Source organism: Bifidobacterium sp. wkB344, assembly GCF_003688305.1.
GTDB classification, from domain to species: Bacteria; Actinomycetota; Actinomycetes; order Actinomycetales; family Bifidobacteriaceae; genus Bombiscardovia; species Bombiscardovia mizhiensis.
This window is the reverse complement of the sequence record NZ_NPOQ01000016.1, coordinates 151211-169627: the sequence shown is the minus strand read 5'-3', so window position 1 is coordinate 169627 and position 18417 is coordinate 151211. Positions and strand designations below refer to the sequence as shown.

The window sequence follows — 18417 nt, the reverse complement described above, 5'->3', positions numbered from 1 at the left end:
CGAGCCGAGCAAGGCCATGGTTTGGACCCCTGCACGGGGTAGAATGCCCTGGTAATGATCTGTTCGGCGACATGGCGGAGGGGCAGACAACCATGAGCACATACCACAGCACCCGAGGCGGCAAGGAGCAACTGCAGTCCAAGCAGGCCATCAGACGAGGCCTGGCTCCTGACGGCGGACTCTATGTCAGCGATGAGCTGGACGCTGAAACCATCGACCCTGCCTCGGTAGCCGGCCTGGACTACAAGAGCACGGCCAAACTGGTCCTTTCGAGGCTGCTGAGTGATTACTCTTCCCCAGAGCTGGACTCCTGCCTGGACGCAGCCTACGGACAGCAGTGGTCCGATCCGGCAATCACCCCTCTGGTGGATCTGGGCGGCAACGACTTCGTACTGGAGCTCTTCCGCGGACCCACATCGGCCTTCAAGGATGTGGCCCTGCAGCTTCTGCCAAGACTGATGGCATTGGCCGGGGACGATGGCGAGCGGATCATGGTGCTCACCGCCACCTCCGGTGATACGGGCAAGGCGGCGCTGGCCGGATTCGCAGATGCGCCGGGCACGGGCATCACCGTCTTCTACCCGCAGGGCAAGGTGAGCCAGATTCAGCGTCTGCAGATGGTCACCCAGCAGGGCGGCAACCTGCGGGTCTGCGCGGTTCGGGGCAATTTCGACGATGCCCAGTCCACAGTCAAGTCCATCTTTGCCGACGCTGACCTGGCTCGCGAGCTGGACGAGAAGGCCTCAACCGTTCTCTCATCGGCCAACTCCATCAACGTGGGCCGCCTGGCCCCGCAGGTCGTCTACTACTTCCGGGCCTATGGCTCCCTGATGGAACGGGGAGTGATCAGACCTGGGGATCCGGTCGAGTTCTGCGTGCCCACTGGCAACTTCGGCGATGTGCTGGCTGGATACTATGCCAAGATGATGGGCCTTCCAGTGGCCCGCCTGACTGTGGCCTCGGACCGCAACCGGGTCCTCAACGACTTCCTGACCACAGGCGTCTATGACCGCAACCGCCCCTTCTACACCACCACCTCCCCCAGCATGGACATCCTGATCTCCTCCAACCTGGAACGGATGCTCTACTACATGGCCGACGGCGATACCAAACTGATTGCCTCGCTTATGAGCGATTTGGAATCCAAGGGACGCTACCAGGTGCCTGATGCTCTGATGACCAGAATCCGCGGGCTCTTCTCCTGCGGCTGGGCCGACGAGGCCCGGGTGGCATCAGCCATCGGCAATTGCTGGGAGAACCGGGGATACCTGATCGATCCGCACACGGCCTGTGGTTACCAGGTCATGACCGGGCAGACCGACCGGGATTCTGCCGTGCCCCGGGTACTGCTGTCCACGGCCAGCCCCTACAAGTTCCCCAGGGTGGTCTGCCAATCCCTGGGCCTGGAGACACCGGACAGCGATTTCGACTGCATGGACATCCTGGCCGAGGCCACCAACACCAGGCCCCCCAGGGCTCTGCGCACCCTGGAAAACACACCTGTGCGCTTCCAGGACTGCATTGATCCAGGGGACATGTCCGACTACGTCTGCCACGCGGTCATGCAGTCCTGAAGCCTGAACGAATCGGCTCAGATCTCCTTCCTGACATAGACCTTGCGAGATAAGACTATCGAAACCATATCAACCGCCAGAATAAAGGCCAGACCGAGGAGCACTGGCCGCCACAGGTCGGATGTCAAAAATTGCATGATTGAATTCCAGAAGGTCCCCCAGTCCACGGGCAGCAAACTGCCGATAAGGACCATGATGGGTACCAAACCAAGAAGCGCCAGGAAGACTATCATTGCCTTAACTGGTTCCAGCCAATAAAACAAGGGCGTAGCTACTGCAAAGAGCAAAGATTCCAACAGGAACAACCCCAGAGCAAACAAGACAGTGTCACGCCAATGGTCCCGACCATGCAAAAATGAATCAGTAGTGTAGAAGAAGAATACTGCATAGCCGCAAGACTGAACCAGAACCAGCAGAATTACAGCAGCATAGCGTCCGAATACCTGGTGATCACGTGTTATGGGCAGCAGACCGTTCAACCGAATTGCCGTATTGTTGAAATCGGCGAACAAGCCAAATACTTGGCCTACAATCAGTCCGATTCCCATGCCGGCCACTGCTCCCGTCAAGGCGGTCCTTGCATCTTCCCCATCATTGCCTGTCAGGGCCATGACGAGGTTCAGCAGGATTCCGATGCAGGGCACGGACATGTAAATCAGCACACCAACCCAAGGTCTCCCTGTTCCTGAGAAACGTTGCATGTCCAACCTGATCTGCTTGGCTATCGCCTTCATGACTCCACCTCCTTATTCCTGTCGGTCGCGGCAGGTGAGCCCGCGGTCAGTCTGATGATGTTGTCGAAGTCGGCCCGCTCCACCAGGTAACGGCCATCCGAAGGCTCCACCGCGGCAGGAGAAGCCGATGCCAGAAAATCCTTCAAGCGTTCAGTAGGGACCAAGGCCTCGAAACCTGTGGCGGAACGCTGCAAGCCCATCAGATGCGGCATTTGTGCTCTAGCCAGATCGTCCGGCCCTCCTCTCACTATCTGGAAAGCCTCCATCAGCTCGTCCTTGGGGCCGGTGTAGAAGACAGACCCTCGATTGATGTAGGTAACGAAATCAGCCACCCGTTCAAGATCCGTGGTGATGTGCGTGGAGAACAGCACGGAATGACGACCGTCGCCGATGTAGTCCAGCAGAATATCCATGAGCTCGTCCCTGGCCAGAACATCCAGACCACTGGTGGGCTCATCCAGAATCAAGAGCCTTGCGTCGTGGCTGAGGGCGACAGCCAGCATCAGTTTCATCTGCATGCCGCGGGAGAGCTTGCCGATTTTGCGGTTTTCCTGCAGACCGAACCGACGCAGGTAGTCTTGATAGCGGTCACTGTTCCAAGAGGGATACATGGGTGCCATCACTGGCTCGATGGCCTTGACCTTCCACGCCTCAAGGAAATAGATGGAATCGAAGACCACGCCAAGGTCTGCTTTGACCTCCTCCTCCTGGCTCAAGGGATCACGGCCCAGAATGCTGATTTCTCCGCTGTCTCGGCGGGTCATGTTCAGCAAGAGCCGGATCAGGGTGGATTTGCCTGCGCCGTTGGGGCCTATCAATCCCATGATGTAACCCATGGGCAGGTCCATGGTGACCTGCTGCAGACGGAAACCCGTGCCGTCAGCCTTGACGTAGCTTTTCCCCAGGTCACTGACGCGCAGGGCATAGCCGACCTCTTCACCGGAAGTTGTCATCGGCGGTGATGCACGCATACTCCTATTCCTTTCCTTCTTCGGACGCGGGTGCAGAACCCCTGTTGCCGAGCAGGCCGTCGAGCAGGCCGCGAATCCGGTCCGGCTCCATGCCGGCCCGACGAGCCGTATCGACTGCCTCCCCCAGCAGGGACTGCACGCGGTCCTCCAGATGCTGCCGCATGACCTGATCGCCGCTGTCGGCCACGAAGGTCCCCTTGCCTTGGATGTTCTCCACCAAGCCCTCTTGGGCGAGTTCGGTATAGGCACGGGTCACGGTCAGCACGGACACCCTGAGCTCCTGCGAGAGATGTCGCAGAGAAGGCAGCCCCTCCCCCGCTTTCAGGTCTCCGGTCAGGATGGCCGAACGTATCTGGTCCTCGATCTGCCGATAAATCGGCTGTCCGGACAGGGATGAGATGATCAGCTTCATCCAAGCCCCTTTCATTGATTGTCAGCACGACCCTGGCTGAGCTGTGCCGGTGTTCATGTATACACTATAACAGTTTAGCCATGAAGACAAACCCTCCAATGATCTGCTGAGGCCATGATTCACAGATTCGGTGGAACAGCGCTGTGGTAGAGAGATTCCGGCCGACCACAACTTCGAACAAAATCCATTTAGAACATGTCAACGCCGCATTGCCCATACTGAGGGCGGATACGGTGTCATCAACGAAAATCCAGCACAATCATTGCCGCACGGCCATCAGCAGCCGATTGCCTACAGCTATGGCATCAGGATGAACAGCAAAGGAATGATGGATATGGAGCACACAGCAGAACGGTTACAGCGGACAACAACGTCGCTGAAACTTGTCACAGCCGTCAAAGCGACGAACTTTGCCACGACAAAGTGCAGGTGGCAACCAGACTTATCGGTGCTGGAGTCTGCTGGAGGACAGAAGCTCTCGGGCGTGCTTTAGAGAGGTTGCGGACTCGCTGCCGGCCAGCATCCGGGCGATTTCCCGCTCTCGGTCTTTGCCTTCTACCTGGTGGACCAGGGTCTCTACGGCATCGCCGCCCTCCCGGCCCTTGGCTACGACGAACTGGCGATCGGCCCAGGAAGCCACCTGCGGCAGGTGGGTGACCACGATCACCTGGGCAGCGACCGCCAACCGGGACAGACGGCGACCCAGCTCGACGGCAGCCCGACCACCGACTCCGGCGTCCACCTCGTCGAAGATGAAGGTCATCGCCGGCTCGACGACCTGGGTATCAAGGCCAGTACGCCCATCGCCAGGCCCGTCAGGTCCCGGTGATGTCCGGCCTTCAGCGGCCACCAGCTCCAGGGCCAGCATAAGTCGGCTGAGTTCGCCGCCCGAGGCGCTCTTGCCCATGGGCAGAAGGTCCGAACCTGGATATGGTCTGAAGAGAAAGTCGATCTGATCCAGACCATGCGCGTCCATAGCCTGATCCTGACGTGGTCTGACGCGGATCTCCAGCCCAGCGCCCGCCATGGCCAGGGAGCGCAATTCGCCGTCGACAAGATCGCTCAGCCTTCGTGCAGCCTTGGCCCGGGATGCGGACAGAGCCCGGGCAGCCTTCAAGGCGGTTCCGCGAAGCTGCTCAACCTGACCTTGGAGTTCATCCAGCTTCTCGGGTGAGGCATCCATGTCCTCAAGCTCAAATGCAGCCTTCTTGCGCCAGGCCAGAACATCGTCGATGTCCGGTCCCCAGCGTCGGGTCAGCTCATCCAGATCGTGAATGCGAGCATTGATCTTGTCCAGATCGCCCTCCTGGCCTTCGTCGTCCAGCTGGCTGCTCAGGGTGAAGACCAGGTCAGACAGGTCGGCATTGAGCGCGCGCAGACGCTGGGCCGACTCCTGAAAGACCCCTTCTACACCGATGCCCTCCAGGGCAGCAATGGCCCGTTCAACCAGAGCCGTGGCCGATGGCGCGTCGGCGTCAGGGTCGATCTGGCCGGAGTCCAGGGCAGACAGTGCAGCCATGACGCCATGACTGATCTGGGCAGCGTGCTCGATTCTGTCCCGCTGTGCCTTGAGTTCACGATCCTCGCCGGAATGGGGGTCGACCCGGTCGATCCGGGCGATGGATTCGCGAAGATAATCAGCTTGAGCCATAGCACCGGACTGCTGGTTGCGCAGCTCCTCCAGATGGTTCTGGGCCTGTCGGTACTGCCGGAAGGCCTTGGAAAAGGCCTCCAGCTGCGGACTGTCGCCGGCATAGGCATCCAAAAATTCGCGCTGCCGGGCCGGGCTGGCCATACGCATCTGATCCGCCTGGCCATGGACGGTGACCAGCATGCCAGCCACCTCCTCCAGCAGACCACGAGGTGCCGTCCTGCCGTTCAGGGCGGCACGGGAACGCCCCTTGACAGGCATGGTCCTCGCCAGAAAGATCTGCCCCTCATCCTCCAAGGGCAGGCCAGCCTCGGTGATGGCAGCGGTCACTGGATTCTCAGCTCCCGCTGTTCCGGCATCAAAAATCCCCTGCACCCAGGACTCATGGGCTCCAGGCGAAACCAGTTGGGGGCGGGCAGTGGACCCCGAGATCAGCCTGATGGCGTTGAGCAGCATGGACTTGCCAGCCCCGGTCTCCCCGGTGATGGCCGTCATGCCAGCGGCAGGCCGTAGCAGAGCATGATGGATGGGACCCAGGTCTCGTACTTCCAGCTCTTCCAGCATCAGTGCTCCTTGTTCGACTCCTGCGATTCCCCCTGGTCCTGTCCATTCGCAGCCGCCGAGGGGCGATGCTGCTCCCTCCAGCCGACCACCGGCAGGTCGAACTTGGAAACCAGCCGTCTGGTAAAGGGCACCCCGGACAGCCTGGCAAGCCTCAGGATGTCATGAGACTGCCGCACCACGATGCGGGACCGCTTGGGCACTGGCCGTTGACGGCGCCCGTCATTGCAGATCCAGCCGGCCGACTGGGAATCACCCAGAATGTCCAGGGTGAACTGCGACTTTGGACCAATGATCAGGGATCGGGCAAAGAGGGCATGGGCAGCTATAGGCACCATCTGCAGCGACTGCGCATCCGGCCAGACGATGGGCCCGCCTACTGAAAAGGCATAGGCCGTTGAACCGGTCGGGGTGGCTACAATCATGCCGTCGCAGCCGAAGGAGCTCATCTCCACATCGTCCACTCGGACCGATACCTCGATCATCTTGCCCCGATCATATCGTTCCAGGGTCATGTCGTTGAGGGCCCAGTCGCTCAGTGGTCGATCGGCCCCGGGTATCCACAAGTCCACATGGGCCACCATGCGCTCGTCGATGGAGTAGTCATGATCAGCCACCCGACGAATGGCCTCCCCTATCTGGAAGCTCTCGAATTCCGCCAGGAACCCCACATGACCCAGATTGACCCCCAGGATGGGGACCTCGGTGCCCTTGACCAGCTCTGCAGCCCGCAGAATGGTTCCGTCGCCGCCTAGGACGATGACGATCTCGGTGTCGTCAGCCACCTGCTGGCTGGGACTGCCGAATTCCGGGGCGGCAATGTTGTCGACAATCGAGACGCGGAATCCGTCCCGGCGCAGCTGCTCCTCGACCTCGTCCACCAGGTGGCCGCTTGCCCGGACCCGGCTGTGCGTGACCACGACAGCGCTACGAGCACCCATGGGCCCTCCTTCCGGCATCAATGATCATCCTATCGGGCGCGGCCAACAGCGGCGCTCATCGTGGCGGGGTCAGGCCAAACGGCGACCAGCGGCTGCGGCCATCCCCTGCCCGGTCTCATACCGGGGCGATCCCGTCCCGTCCACGGCGTCGGCATCCACCACGACACGGGAGACATCCGTCCTGTCGGGCAGCTCGAACATGGTCGCCTCAAGGGTATGCTCGATGATTCCGCGCAGCCCGCGGGCACCCACCTTGCGCTCCAGGGCGATGGCAGCAACACGGTCCAGAGCGGCATCGGTGAAGACCAGATCGGCCCCGTCATCCAGGAACATGCGCCGGTACTGGTTAACCAGGGCATTGTCCGGTTCGGTCAGCACCCGCCGCAGCTCATCGGCGCCCAGCGGCTCCAGAGTGGAGATGACCGGCAGACGCCCCACGAACTCAGGAAGCAGGCCAAACTGTTCCAGATCCTCGGCCCTGACCTGGCTCATGACCCGGTCGTCGGGCACTCTGTCATTCCCCTGAGTAGCCGAGAATCCGCTCTCCCGCAGGCCCAGCCGCCTACGGACGATCTCCTCAAGGCCGACAAAGGCGCCACCGCAGATGAAGAGAATGTTGGCTGTGTCCATGACGACCGTGCGGACATCCCCGTGCCGCCGGGAACCCTGAACCGGCACTCGGGCCTGGGTGCCCTCGATGATCTTGAGCAGAGCCTGCTGGACCCCCTCGCCGGATACGTCCCGGGTAATGGAGGTGTTCTCGCCAGACTTCCTGGCGATCTTATCGATCTCGTCGATGTAGATGATGCCCCGCTGGGCCAGGTCCATGTTGCCGTCGGCAGCCTGGAGCAGCCCCTGCAGGACGGACTCCACATCCTCGCCCACATACCCCGCCTCGGTCAGGCTGGTGGCATCCACAATGACGAAGGGGACATTCATGATGGTGGCCAAGGTTCGCGCCAGGTAGGTCTTGCCCACGCCGGTGGGCCCCATGAGCAGGATGTTGGACTTGTCCACCTGGACGCGCGGGACCGCATCCTTGCCTGCCAATGTGATGTCAGCAGCACGGCCACGGTCGCCCAGGTCCATATTGACGCGCTTGTAGTGGTTATAGACCGCCACCGACAGGGTGCGCTTGGCGGCCTCCTGGCCTATGACATACCTGTTCAGATAGGCGAATATCTTCGAGGGTGCAGGCAGGGTCACCCGCTGGTCGGCAGCATCCTTGGCCATATCCTCCTGAATGATCTGGGCGCAGAGACGTATGCATTCGTCGCAGATGGCGCAGGAAGGCCCCTTGACCAGGCGGCGTACCTGATGCTCGTCCTTGCCGCAGAACTCGCAACGATTCAGTCCGTCATTGTAGCTGACCACACGGCCCATGGCTCTCCCTTCCTGGAGCATCTGCAAGGATCGGCGAAATCATATGTGACCGGCATCGTCCATGATGCCAAAAACGTCCGGAAGCCGTGGGTCCCAGGGGCCCGCCGCAATCCGGACGATCAATCATGCGTGCAGTCACCGGAGCTAATTGCGGTGCTCCAGGACCTCGTCCACCATCCCGTATTCCTTGGCCTGCTGGGCGGTCAGAATGGTGTCCACCTCGATGTCCTTGCGGATCTTTTCGACATCCTGGCCGGTGTGCTTGGCCAGGGTCTCCTCCAGCCAGGTGCGCATGCGCAGCATCTCCTTGGCCTGGATCTCGATCTCGGTGGCCTTGCCGAAGTCCTGCTCCATGGCCGGCTGGTGAATCAGCACACGGGCGTTGGGCAGGATCAGACGCTTGCCCTTGGTCCCCGCCGCCAAAAGAACGGCAGCAGCCGAAGCGGCCTGGCCCAGGCAGACAGTCTGCACATCGGGCTTGATGTACTGCATGGTGTCATAGATGGCGGTCATGGCCGTCATGGATCCCCCCGGCGAGTTGATGTAGATGATCACGTCGCGGTTGGGATCCTGGCTCTCCAGAACCAGGAGCTGGGCCATGATGTCGTCCGAGGAGGTGTCATCCACCTGGACGCCCATGAAGATGATCCTGTCGTCGAAGAGCCTGGTGTAGGGGTCCTGACGCTTGTAGCCGTAGGGGGTGCGCTCCTCGAACTGCGGCAGCACATAGCGGTCGGTCGGCATGGCGGCCAAGCCACGAGGGCCGGCCAGTCGACGGGCCCGTGCTACGAATTGCGCTTCTTCAGATGCCATGTGGAGTGCTCACTTCCCTTGATCTGCGGTCATAGTGCCGTGGGTGGTCACGATCCGGTCGACGAAGCCATACTCCAGGGCCTGCTGGGCCGTGAACCAGTGATCGTATTCGTTGTCCCGGTAGATCTCCTCCAGGGTGTGACCGGTCTGCTCGGCCGTCAGCTGGGAGAGCGTGCGCTTCATGTCCATGATCAGCTCGGCGTTGATCCTGACATCAGTGGCCGTGCCTCCGACGCCGCCCGAGGGCTGATGCATAAGCACCCGCGCGTGGGAGGTGACGAAGCGCTTGCCCTTGGCCCCGCTGGAAAGCAGGAACTGGCCCATGGAGGCCGCCATGCCAACCGCAACCGTGGCCACGTCGGGCTCGATCAGCTGCATGGTGTCGTAGATGGCCATGCCGGCTGTAATGGAGCCGCCAGGCGAGTTGATATAGAGCCAGATATCCTTCTTGGGATCCTCGGCCGCCAGCATCAGCATCTGTGCGCAGATGACGTTGGCGTTGGCGTCCTTGACCTCGTCCCCCAGCCAGATGATCCTGTCCTTGAGCAGTCGGTTGAAGATGGGATCGGTCGGCGCAGGGGCCTCCCCCTCCTCCATCACGGGACTGGTTGCCAATGAGTTGTTCACCCTGTCTCCTTCGATAAACGTATCTGTATTGAGAGTAGCCCCCGCAATCGACGCGGTCTTGGTCTTTCCGCTCTTTGCGCAACCGCTACGACAGGGCCGCACCCAGGCTGTTTCGCCACTGGGTGCGGCCCTGTTCGCTGCTTTGAAAGCTACTCCTGATCCTGGGAGAGCTGGTCAGCCACTTCAGCCGCGGCGGAGGCAGCCTGGACGCTCTCGTCCTGCTCCTCCTGAGCCTCGGGCTCATCCTCGCCCAGGAAGCGGCTCAGATCCACCTCTTGGCCATCGGGATCCTTGAAGGTAACGGCCCGCATGCCGGCCAGCATGCCCTTGGAACGGCCGACTTCCTGCACAGCAGAACCCAGCTGTCCGTTGCGGACGATGCCGTTGATGAAGGCGCTGGGATCCATGCCATACTGCTGGGCGATGGAGGCCAGGAAGTTGGTTACGTCGGCCTGGCTGACCGTGATGCCCAGCTTCTCAGCCAGAGCGTCCAGAGTCATCTGGTCGCGCAGCTCCTTCTCGACACTCTTCTCGGCCTCGGCCTTCTCATCCTTGCTAGCCTTGTCGGGATCCTTGCCGGTGTTCTTGAGCTGATCGGTCACCATGGACTGCTTGATGCCCTTGGGCACCGGGATGTCCAGGCCGTCCTGAAGCTTGGCGATGAAGGCGTCGCGGGCATCAGTGGCCTGCCGACCCTCGGCATCCACCTGGCACTGCTTGCGCACATCCTCGCGCAGCTCCTTCAGGGTCTCGAACTCCGAGGCCTCCTTGGCGAACTCGTCGTCCAGGTCGGGCAGCTCCTCAGCCTTGACCGAGTTGACCTTGACCTTGATCTGGGCCTTCTCGCCCTGGTGCTCACCGGCCTCCAGGGTACCCTCGAAGGTGGTCTCTTCCCCGGCGGACAGCCCGTCAAGGGCCTCATCCAGGCCGTCCAGCATGGTGTTGGAGCCCAGCTCGTAGCTGACCCCCTGCTGGGAGTCCACGGACTCGCCGTCGATGACGGCATCCAGGTCGATGTTGGCGTAATCGCCCTTGGAGGCGGGACGATCCACACTGACCAGGGTGCCGAAGCGCTGACGCAGGTTGTCCAGGCGCTTGTCCACGTCCTCGTCGGTGACGGCGGGCTTGGGGACCTCAATCTCCATGCCCTCGATGTCGGGCAGCTCGAACTTGGGACGAATCTCCACCTCGGCGGTGAACTTGAGCTTGGTGTCGTCCTTGGCGGAGGAGGGGATGTCCTTAACATCGATCTGCGGCTGGGCCATGGCGTGCAGCTGCTTCTCCTCCAGGGCCTTGGAGTAGAGCTCGGGCACGCCGGCGTTGACGGCCTCGCCCGCCACGCTGGCAAAGCCCACGCGCTGATCGATGATGGGTCCGGGCACATGGCCCTTACGGAAGCCAGGGATGGTCACCTGCTTGCCGATCTCCTTACGGGCCTGATCCAGGTAGGGGTTCAGCTCATCGGGATCGACGGTGATGGTGAGCCTGACCTTGGTAGGCTCGAGGTTTCTGACGCTGATTTTCACGCTGCGCTCCAATTCATCCAAACCGTTTGATCTGCCAGTAAGGCAACCGTTACATAATAGCGCGAGTCAGGGACTCTGACAGGAGCGAAACCTGCCAGGGACGGGCACCCTCCTGACGCAGGAAGTCGGCTACATCACGCTTCTCCGGTTGATCGGTCCAGCAGAGGTTGCGTAGGTAGCGGGGCTTGATCAGAATATCGTCGGGGGTGTTGGTCTGGCGTCCCACTTCAGTCACCGCCTTGCGCGCCGCCTCCAGCCTGGCAAACCGGTCCGGGTGGCGGTGCCGCCAGACCTGCATGGACTTGGGGGCGTTGGTCTCCTCCCCCCGCGGCTTGGGAGGCACCGGCAGTTCCTCGGTGGGCAGATGCAACGCATCCAGAATGGCCTGCTTCCAGACCGAGGGCCTGACCCGGCGCTGGATGGGCGCATAGCGCTCGAACATGCGGTCCTGCTCGCCGCCGGTGTGGATTCTGACTCGTTCATTCAAGGATCGGATGGCTCGGAACTGGGCGTTGTTGCGTGGCTTGAGCCTGCCTGCCTCGATGATGGCCTTGTCAGGCAGGAGGAGCGTCGGTGCTATGTCGTTGCGTCGGGCCAGCTGGTCTCGGGCGGTCCACAGGGAACGGGCCACAGCCAGTCCTCGGCGGTCATTGTGCAGGGAGTTGATATGCGAGATATGCCGCCAGGGCTGTTCAGGCTCCGGCTTGGGGATTTTGCCCTGCTCCAGCAGCCAGGCGAATTCCTGCCTGGCCCACTCGTCCTTGCCGTGACGGCGCAGGTCCTCCAGCTCTCGCATTCGCACCTGATCCAACAGCTCCACGTCCAAGGCGGCGTAATTACGCCAATCACGGGGCAGAGGGCGGTAGGACCAGTCAGCGGCAGAGTGCTCCTTGGCCAGCGTCAGCCCCAGATAGTGCGCAGTCACTGCAGACAGGCCGTAATGACCCAGGTTGAGCATCCTGGCCGCCAGTTCGGTGTCGAAGAGCGATGAGGGCCTCATGCACAATGCATAAAAGCCAGGCAGATCCTGAGGGGAGTCATGAATGATCCACTGGGCCCCGTCAACGGCCTTGTTGAATTCCGACCAGTCGCAGCCCGCCTGCATCAGAGCTGGTGGGTCCAGCAGGAATATCCCCGCCCCCTGGCGCTTGAACTGGACCAGATAGTCGTCGTGGCCATAGCGGAAGCCTGAGGCCCGTTCAGCATCCGCGGCCAGTGCACCGCTCCCCTGAGACAGGAACCGACAGGCTCGGTGGTATCCGTCCATATCGTCGATGACCGACGGCACACCCTGGGCGGGCTCTGAAAGCAGCTGCGTCTTAGGTTCCGTGGTCACCTGCGCTCAACCTCTTTTGTAGTTTGTCTTCCATCACGCCACCGGGCCGATCGGCCCGGAAAACACACGCCTGAAAGCATAGTCCATGGCCTCAACCCACCGATAATCATTTGCTGAGCAGACCTCGTCGACAATTTATCGATTTGCAGGGTCGGCCATTTCCCAAGCCGGCCATTCTTCGTGCCAGCCATTCATCGTGCCAGACATCCAGTGAATCTGACATCCAGTGAGTCTGACATTCGCTGATTGGCCGGCGGGCCTTCACCCAGGCAAACAAAACTCCCCACGACATCTGCCGTGGGGAGTCACAAGCAATTATTCTGGTTCTTCCTGGGTCCTGAGGCTCAGTAGACCACGAAGCCGTGGGCCTCCAGCTGCTTCTTGGCCCGATCCTTCAGAGCCGCAGAGGGACCTTTGGCATCCTCGAGCGGGTAGGGAATGCGCAACTCGTGCCACTTGGGCCGTCCAAGCTGATGGAAGGGAAGCACATCAATGTGCTCAATCGCATCCTTGAACTGTTCGCATACCCGCGCAACGTTCTCGACATTCTCCTCTGAGTCGGTCAGCCCAGGCACCAAAACGAAGCGAACCCAGATCTTGCTGCCGCGTGCAGCCAGACGCTTGCCGAATTCGATCGTAGGGGCCAGCGTACCGCCGGTCACCTTCTTGTAGGTGGCCTCATCGCCGGATTTGACATCCAGCAGGCACAGGTCGATGTCGTCAATCATGGCATCGGTGTAGTTGCGGTTGAGGAAGCCCGAGGTGTCCAGGCAGGTGTGGACGCCCATTTCCTTGGCGGCTCGGAAGACCCTGGAGACGAAGGCAGCCTGCATCATGGATTCGCCGCCGCTGAAGGTGATTCCTCCGCCCGTGCTCTTGAAAAGATCCTGGTAGCGGGCCACCTTGTCGATCATGGCCTGCAGGTATACGGGCTGGCCATCCCGCATCTTCCAAGTGTCCGGATTCTGGCAGTACTGGCAACGCAGGGGGCATCCGCTCATGAAGACGGTCATCCTTGTGCCCGGCCCGTCCACTGAAGTGTTGATGTCCCAGGAGTGAACAAAACCAATGTCGCCCGTGCGCAAGGCATTCATTCGGTCGTGGCGATCCAGTCCTATAGGCGATTCAAACCCCGAAAGGCCGCCCATTAGGGTCTGGCTCTGGTAGACCTTGGATTCCTTCAGCATGTGCGGCTGTGTGGTACGGAAGGTGGTGGTCTCCGTCATCGGATCCTCCTGAAAAAGACGAAAAGGGGGCGGGGCCTTGGTGCGCCCCGCCCCATGATTCACCGTCTCATCAACGGTTGACTATCGCACAAGTGCGATCAGTCGGTCACCGCGCCCTGGTGGAAGGTGCGGGAGATCACGTCGAGCTGCTGCTCGCGGGTCAGCTTGACGAAGTTGACGGCGTAGCCCGAGACGCGCACAGTCAGGTGCGGGTACTTCTCGGGGTGCTCGACGGCATCCTCCAGCTGCTCCTTGCGCAGGACGTTGATGTTGGCGTGGTAGAGCCCGTGGCCGTTGCCGGCGTCCAGGATGCCCACCAGGTTGTTGATTCGCTCATCCTCGTCGCGGCCCAAGCCGTCAGGGGTGATCGTGTTGGTCAGCGAGATGCCGTCCAGGGCGTCGTCGTAGTCGATCTTGCCGACGGAGAACATGGAGGGCAGCATGCCGTGCGAATCCATGCCGTTCTCAGGGTTGGCGCCGGGAGCATACGGGGTGCCCTTCTTGTGGCCGGAGGGGAAGGACCCGGTGTTCTTGCCATACTCCACGTTGGAGGTGATGGTCAGGATGGACTGAGTCGGCACAGCGCCACGGTAGACGGGCAGGCGCTTGATCTGGCCCATAACGGTGGACACAGTCCACTTGGCCAGGTCGTCGGCGCGATCATCATCGTTGCCGTAGATCGGGAACTCGCCAACGGTCTTGTAGTTGACGATCAGGTCGTCGTCAGCGCCCTCGACATACTCAGGAGTGCCCTTGGCATCCTTGTTGTAGATCGGGTAGACCTTGGCGTACTTGATAGCCGACAGGGAGTCAGCGGCGATGGACAGGCCGGACATGCCGCAACCCAGGGTGCGGTAGACCTCCTTGTCGTGCAGGGCCATCTCGATGGACTCGTAGTCGTACTTATCGTGCATGTAGTGGATGATGTTCAGGGCCTCGACGTAGGTCTCGCTCAGCCACTCCAGGGCCTTCTCGTAATTGTCCTTGACCTCCTGGAAGTCCAGAGAACCGTCTTCCTTGGGGGTGACAGGCTTGATGACGTCCTTGTCGATGACCTGCATGCCGGTCATCTCGTCACGGCCGCCGTTCATGGCGTAGAGCAGAGCCTTGGCGGAGTTGACGCGGGCGCCGAAGAACTGCATCTGCTTGCCGACCCTCATAGGAGACACGCAGCAGGCGATGGCAGCGTCATCGCCCCAGTGGGCGCGAATGTCCTTGTCGGACTCGTACTGGATGGCGGAGGTGTCGATGGAGATACGGGCGCAGAAGCGCTTGTAGCCCTCGGGCAGCTTCGGATCCCAGAAGATGGTGATGTTGGGCTCAGGGCCGGGTCCAAGGTGCTCCAGGGTCAGGGTGGCCAGCAGACGGAAGGAGGTCTTGGTGACCATGGGCCTGCCATCGTCGCCGAAGCCAGCGTCGGACCAGGTGGCCCAGTAGGGGTCACCGGAGAAGATGTTGTCGTAGTCCTTGGTCCGCAGGAAGCGCACGATGCGCAGCTTCATCACGATGTTGTCGATGATCTCCTGGGCATCGGTCTCATCGATCAGACCAGCGGCCAGGTCACGCTCGAAGTAGACGTCGAAGAAGGCGGACAGACGGCCGATGGACATGGCGGCGCCGTCCTGGCTCTTGACCGAGGCCAGGTAGGCCATGTAGGTCCACTGGACAGCTTCCTTGGCATTCATGGCAGGACGGCTCAGATCCAGGCCGTACTCCTTGCCCAGGGTCAGCAGCTGCTTCAGAGCCTTGATCTGCTCGGCGTGCTCCTCGCGGAAGCGGATCCAGTGCTCGATCTCTTCCTCGGTGAAGTCGTTGCGGTAAGGAATCGAATCCTTGTCGGCCTTCTTACGGGCAATCAGCTCGTCAATGCCGTAGAGGGCCACACGACGGTAGTCGCCAATGATACGGCCGCGGCCGTATGCATCGGGCAGACCAGTCAGAATCTTGTTGTGGCGGGCCAGCTTGATCCTCTTGGTGTAGACGTCGAAGACGCCATCGTTGTGGGTCTTGCGATACCGGGTGAAGATCTTCTTGACCTCGGGGTCGGGCTCCTTGCCGGCCTCCTTGAGGGCCTGCTCAACCATGCGCCAGCCACCGTAGGGCATCATCGCACGCTTGCAGGGAACGTCGGTCTGCATGCCGACAATCACGTCGTCTTGAGTCTCGCCGGCAGGCTTGCCGTCGATGTATCCGGCCGGGAAGGCGTCAATGCCTGCCGGAGTGTGGGTGTCCACGTCGTAGACGCGCTGCTTGCGCTCCACGGCAAGGAAGTTATCGTCCAGGTAATTCCACAGGAACTTGGTCTTCTCCGTGGCCGGTGCCAGGAAGGATTCGTCACCGGTGTACGGCGTGTAGTTCTTTTGAATGAAGTCGCGAACGTCGATGTCTTTCTTCCAGTCCTCGCCCTTGAAGCCCTTCCAAGCCTTGGCTTGCAGCTCTGCGGGAGAGACGGTGTTGGTCTCAACTGCTGTCATAGTCAACTCCTTGTTGATATGGTCAATGGCGCTTCCTCACACCACTGTCACTTTCAAGTATAGGGGGCGCAATACCACGGGAAACCGAATCGCGACGTGAGCTATATCACACTGAAGGCGGACTCGCAATGGCCGCCACGCCCATATCTAGCAAACTCGCCCGGCACACGGCCTGAGTCCCCATCCATGCTGATTGCACGGCCAACTGGTCGCCAAGGCAGGTTGCCGATCCGGCTGGAGCTTCATCTGTCAGCTGATGACTGTCCCTGCTCAGGTTCTCCCTCCCAGGCCTGCCGCCAACGACGGTCCTCCTCATCCCATTCCTTGTTCCGGCGCTTGGCGATCTTCCAGGCATCGAGGGCCTCCTGCCTGCTGCTGTAAGGGCCCATCCGCCTGTCCTGGGGAGACAGCTTGCCCTGCTCGGGTATGCCGGTGACGGTGTTGAAGTACCATGCCGTCCTCTCCCGTTCGGAACCCATGGCGATCACTCCCTGAAGGCGTTGGTGACGGGCAGCCGACGATCACGACCGAAGGCCAGGGAGGTGACCTTGGGTCCCAGCGGATACTGGCGCCGCTTCCACTCAGCTCGATCCACCAGCCGCATGACCGTGTCGACCGTGTCAGGATCGAAGCCATCGGCCAGAAGATCAGCCCGGCCATGCGCATGCTCGATGTATGCCTCGAGGACTTTATCAAGCAGGCTGTAGTCAGGCAGGGAATCAGAGTCCTTCTGCCCTTGTCGCAGCTCGGCCGAGGGCGGCTTGACGATGGAATTGACCGGGATGGGCTCACGTTCGCCTCTTGCTTGAGCCTGGGCGTTGCGCCAGCGGGCCAGCTGCCAGACCCGGGTCTTGAGCAGATCCTTGATGGGCGCGTAGCCGCCTACTGCATCGCCATAGATAGTTGAGTAACCGCAGGCCAGCTCGGACTTGTTGCCCGTGGCTAGGGCCAGAAGCCCCTCGGCATTGGCGTAGGCCATGACGATGACGCCGCGTATCCGGGCCTGGAGGTTCTCTTCAGCAACTCCTTCCAGATGCAACTGCCCTTGGAAGGCGTCGAATTCCGGGCCAATGGCTTGAACCACGTAACGCACACCCAGACGCTGGGCCAGATCGGCGGCATCATCCCGGGAACCTTCCGAGGAGTAGCGGCTGGGCATAGAGATGCCACGCACATGCTCCCCTCCGCAGGCATCGGCGGCCATGGTGGCCACCAGGGCCGAGTCGATCCCGCCCGACAGACCCAGGCAGACACCCGTGAAGTGGTTCTTGGCCATATAGTCCTTTAGACCCAGCACACAGGCCCGATAGACCTCCTCGTCCCCAGGCATCTCTTCGGCCATGCAGGACTTGCTGGGCAGGGGGCGCTCCCCTGATGCAGGCAGGGTCCAGGTGGACAGATCCTGAACGAATCTGGGCGAGCGCTCCAGCAGGGTGCCATCCTGATCCACCACGAAACTGCCGCCGTCAAAGACCAGATCGTCCTGCCCGCCCACCTGGTTCAGGTAGAGCAAAGGCGCGCCGACCTGTTTGGCCCGGCGAGTCGCCAGCTCGTAGCGGACATGCCCCTTGCCCTCCTCGAAGGGGGAGCCATTGATGGTCACCAAGAGATCGATGTCCCGGCCAGCCAGGTCACTGATGGGGTCGCCCTCCTGCCAGATGTCCTCGCAGATGGCCAGCCCTATCCGGTGCCCCTGCACCTCCAAGACCACGGTCCTATCCCCCGGGGTGAAAATCCTGTACTCGTCAAAGACCCCGTAGTTGGGCAGAAAGTGCTTGTCGTAGCCGGCCTCGACCCGACCCTGGTGCAGGACCACCAGCCGGTTGCGGGGCCGGTCCTGATCCGTATCGGTGCCCACGGTCCCCACAATCACATACAGATTGCCCAGACCCTGCTCCTCCAGCTGCCTGGCCAGACGGTCGGCCCGAGACCAGGCGGCCCGACGGAAGCTGGCGCGGAATGCCAGGTCCTCGATCGGGTAACCGGTCAGGCTCATCTCGGGAAAGACCACCAGGGTCGCCCCCTGCCCAGCCGCCTTTCGGGAGTAGTCCATAATAATGTCAGCGTTGCCGTCAAGATCGCCCACACAGGTGTCGATCTGAGACAGAGCCACCAGCAGATCGCCATCCCGCCGCGGCTGTTCCTCTTGTATGCCCATATCCATGATTCTAAACCGTGCCGGGGCCGG

At 61.3% G+C, this 18417-nt stretch carries 15 protein-coding genes; 1 reads left to right on the top strand and 14 read right to left on the bottom strand.

Annotated elements, in window-relative coordinates; all coding sequences use genetic code 11:
• The first annotated feature begins 92 nt into the window (after positions 1 to 92).
• Positions 93 to 1574, top strand: coding sequence for a threonine synthase (gene thrC, locus CI601_RS05265; RefSeq protein ID WP_121914810.1), 1482 nt, complete (start codon positions 93 to 95; stop codon positions 1572 to 1574).
• 17 nt (positions 1575 to 1591) lie between these two features.
• Here the strand turns inward: thrC and CI601_RS05260 are convergent, their stop codons facing one another.
• The 14 genes from CI601_RS05260 to CI601_RS05195 all read right to left on the bottom strand — a co-directional run bounded on the left by CI601_RS05260 (position 1592) and on the right by CI601_RS05195 (position 18393).
• Positions 1592 to 2308: an ABC-2 transporter permease gene (locus CI601_RS05260; protein WP_121914584.1), complete on the bottom strand. Its 717-nt coding sequence runs from the start codon at positions 2306 to 2308 to the stop codon at positions 1592 to 1594.
• Positions 2305 to 3261 (bottom strand): ABC transporter ATP-binding protein, encoded by a 957-nt coding sequence (locus CI601_RS05255; RefSeq protein ID WP_395948007.1) that lies wholly within the window; start codon positions 3259 to 3261, stop codon positions 2305 to 2307. The genes CI601_RS05260 and CI601_RS05255 overlap by 4 nt, the downstream gene beginning before the upstream one ends.
• A gap of 22 nt (positions 3262 to 3283) precedes the next feature.
• Positions 3284 to 3691, bottom strand: coding sequence for a GntR family transcriptional regulator (locus CI601_RS05250; protein WP_121914582.1), 408 nt, complete (start codon positions 3689 to 3691; stop codon positions 3284 to 3286).
• 442 nt (positions 3692 to 4133) lie between these two features.
• Positions 4134 to 5906: a DNA repair protein RecN gene (locus CI601_RS05245; protein ID WP_121914581.1), complete on the bottom strand. Its 1773-nt coding sequence runs from the start codon at positions 5904 to 5906 to the stop codon at positions 4134 to 4136.
• Entirely contained in the window at positions 5906 to 6844 is a 939-nt protein-coding gene (locus CI601_RS05240; protein WP_121914580.1) for an NAD kinase, read from the bottom strand. The genes CI601_RS05245 and CI601_RS05240 overlap by 1 nt, the downstream gene beginning before the upstream one ends.
• A 69-nt stretch (positions 6845 to 6913) precedes the next feature.
• Positions 6914 to 8227, bottom strand: coding sequence for an ATP-dependent Clp protease ATP-binding subunit ClpX (gene clpX, locus CI601_RS05235; RefSeq protein WP_121914579.1), 1314 nt, complete (start codon positions 8225 to 8227; stop codon positions 6914 to 6916).
• 144 nt (positions 8228 to 8371) lie between these two features.
• Complete coding sequence (locus CI601_RS05230) at positions 8372 to 9040, bottom strand: ATP-dependent Clp protease proteolytic subunit (RefSeq protein WP_121914578.1); 669 nt, start codon at positions 9038 to 9040, stop codon at positions 8372 to 8374.
• A gap of 9 nt (positions 9041 to 9049) precedes the next feature.
• The gene (locus CI601_RS05225; RefSeq protein WP_029676324.1) at positions 9050 to 9637 is read right to left on the bottom strand and encodes an ATP-dependent Clp protease proteolytic subunit; all 588 of its coding nucleotides are present in this window, start codon (positions 9635 to 9637) and stop codon (positions 9050 to 9052) included.
• A gap of 179 nt (positions 9638 to 9816) precedes the next feature.
• Entirely contained in the window at positions 9817 to 11193 is a 1377-nt protein-coding gene (tig, locus tag CI601_RS05220) for a trigger factor (protein ID WP_024627936.1), read from the bottom strand.
• A gap of 49 nt (positions 11194 to 11242) precedes the next feature.
• Positions 11243 to 12529, bottom strand: a complete 1287-nt coding sequence (locus CI601_RS05215; protein WP_121914577.1) for an HRDC domain-containing protein — start codon at positions 12527 to 12529, stop codon at positions 11243 to 11245.
• 344 nt (positions 12530 to 12873) lie between these two features.
• Positions 12874 to 13755 (bottom strand): pyruvate formate-lyase-activating protein, encoded by an 882-nt coding sequence (pflA, locus tag CI601_RS05210; protein WP_121914576.1) that lies wholly within the window; start codon positions 13753 to 13755, stop codon positions 12874 to 12876.
• Positions 13756 to 13853: 98 nt separating this feature from the next.
• Positions 13854 to 16229, bottom strand: coding sequence for a formate C-acetyltransferase (gene pflB / locus CI601_RS05205; RefSeq protein WP_024627933.1), 2376 nt, complete (start codon positions 16227 to 16229; stop codon positions 13854 to 13856).
• A 242-nt stretch (positions 16230 to 16471) separates the two neighbouring features.
• Positions 16472 to 16708 (bottom strand): hypothetical protein, encoded by a 237-nt coding sequence (locus CI601_RS05200; RefSeq protein ID WP_121914809.1) that lies wholly within the window; start codon positions 16706 to 16708, stop codon positions 16472 to 16474.
• A 5-nt stretch (positions 16709 to 16713) separates the two neighbouring features.
• On the bottom strand, positions 16714 to 18393 hold the full coding sequence (locus tag CI601_RS05195; protein WP_395948003.1) for an NAD+ synthase: 1680 nt from the start codon (positions 18391 to 18393) through the stop codon (positions 16714 to 16716).
• Between the last annotated feature and the right edge of the window lie 24 nt (positions 18394 to 18417).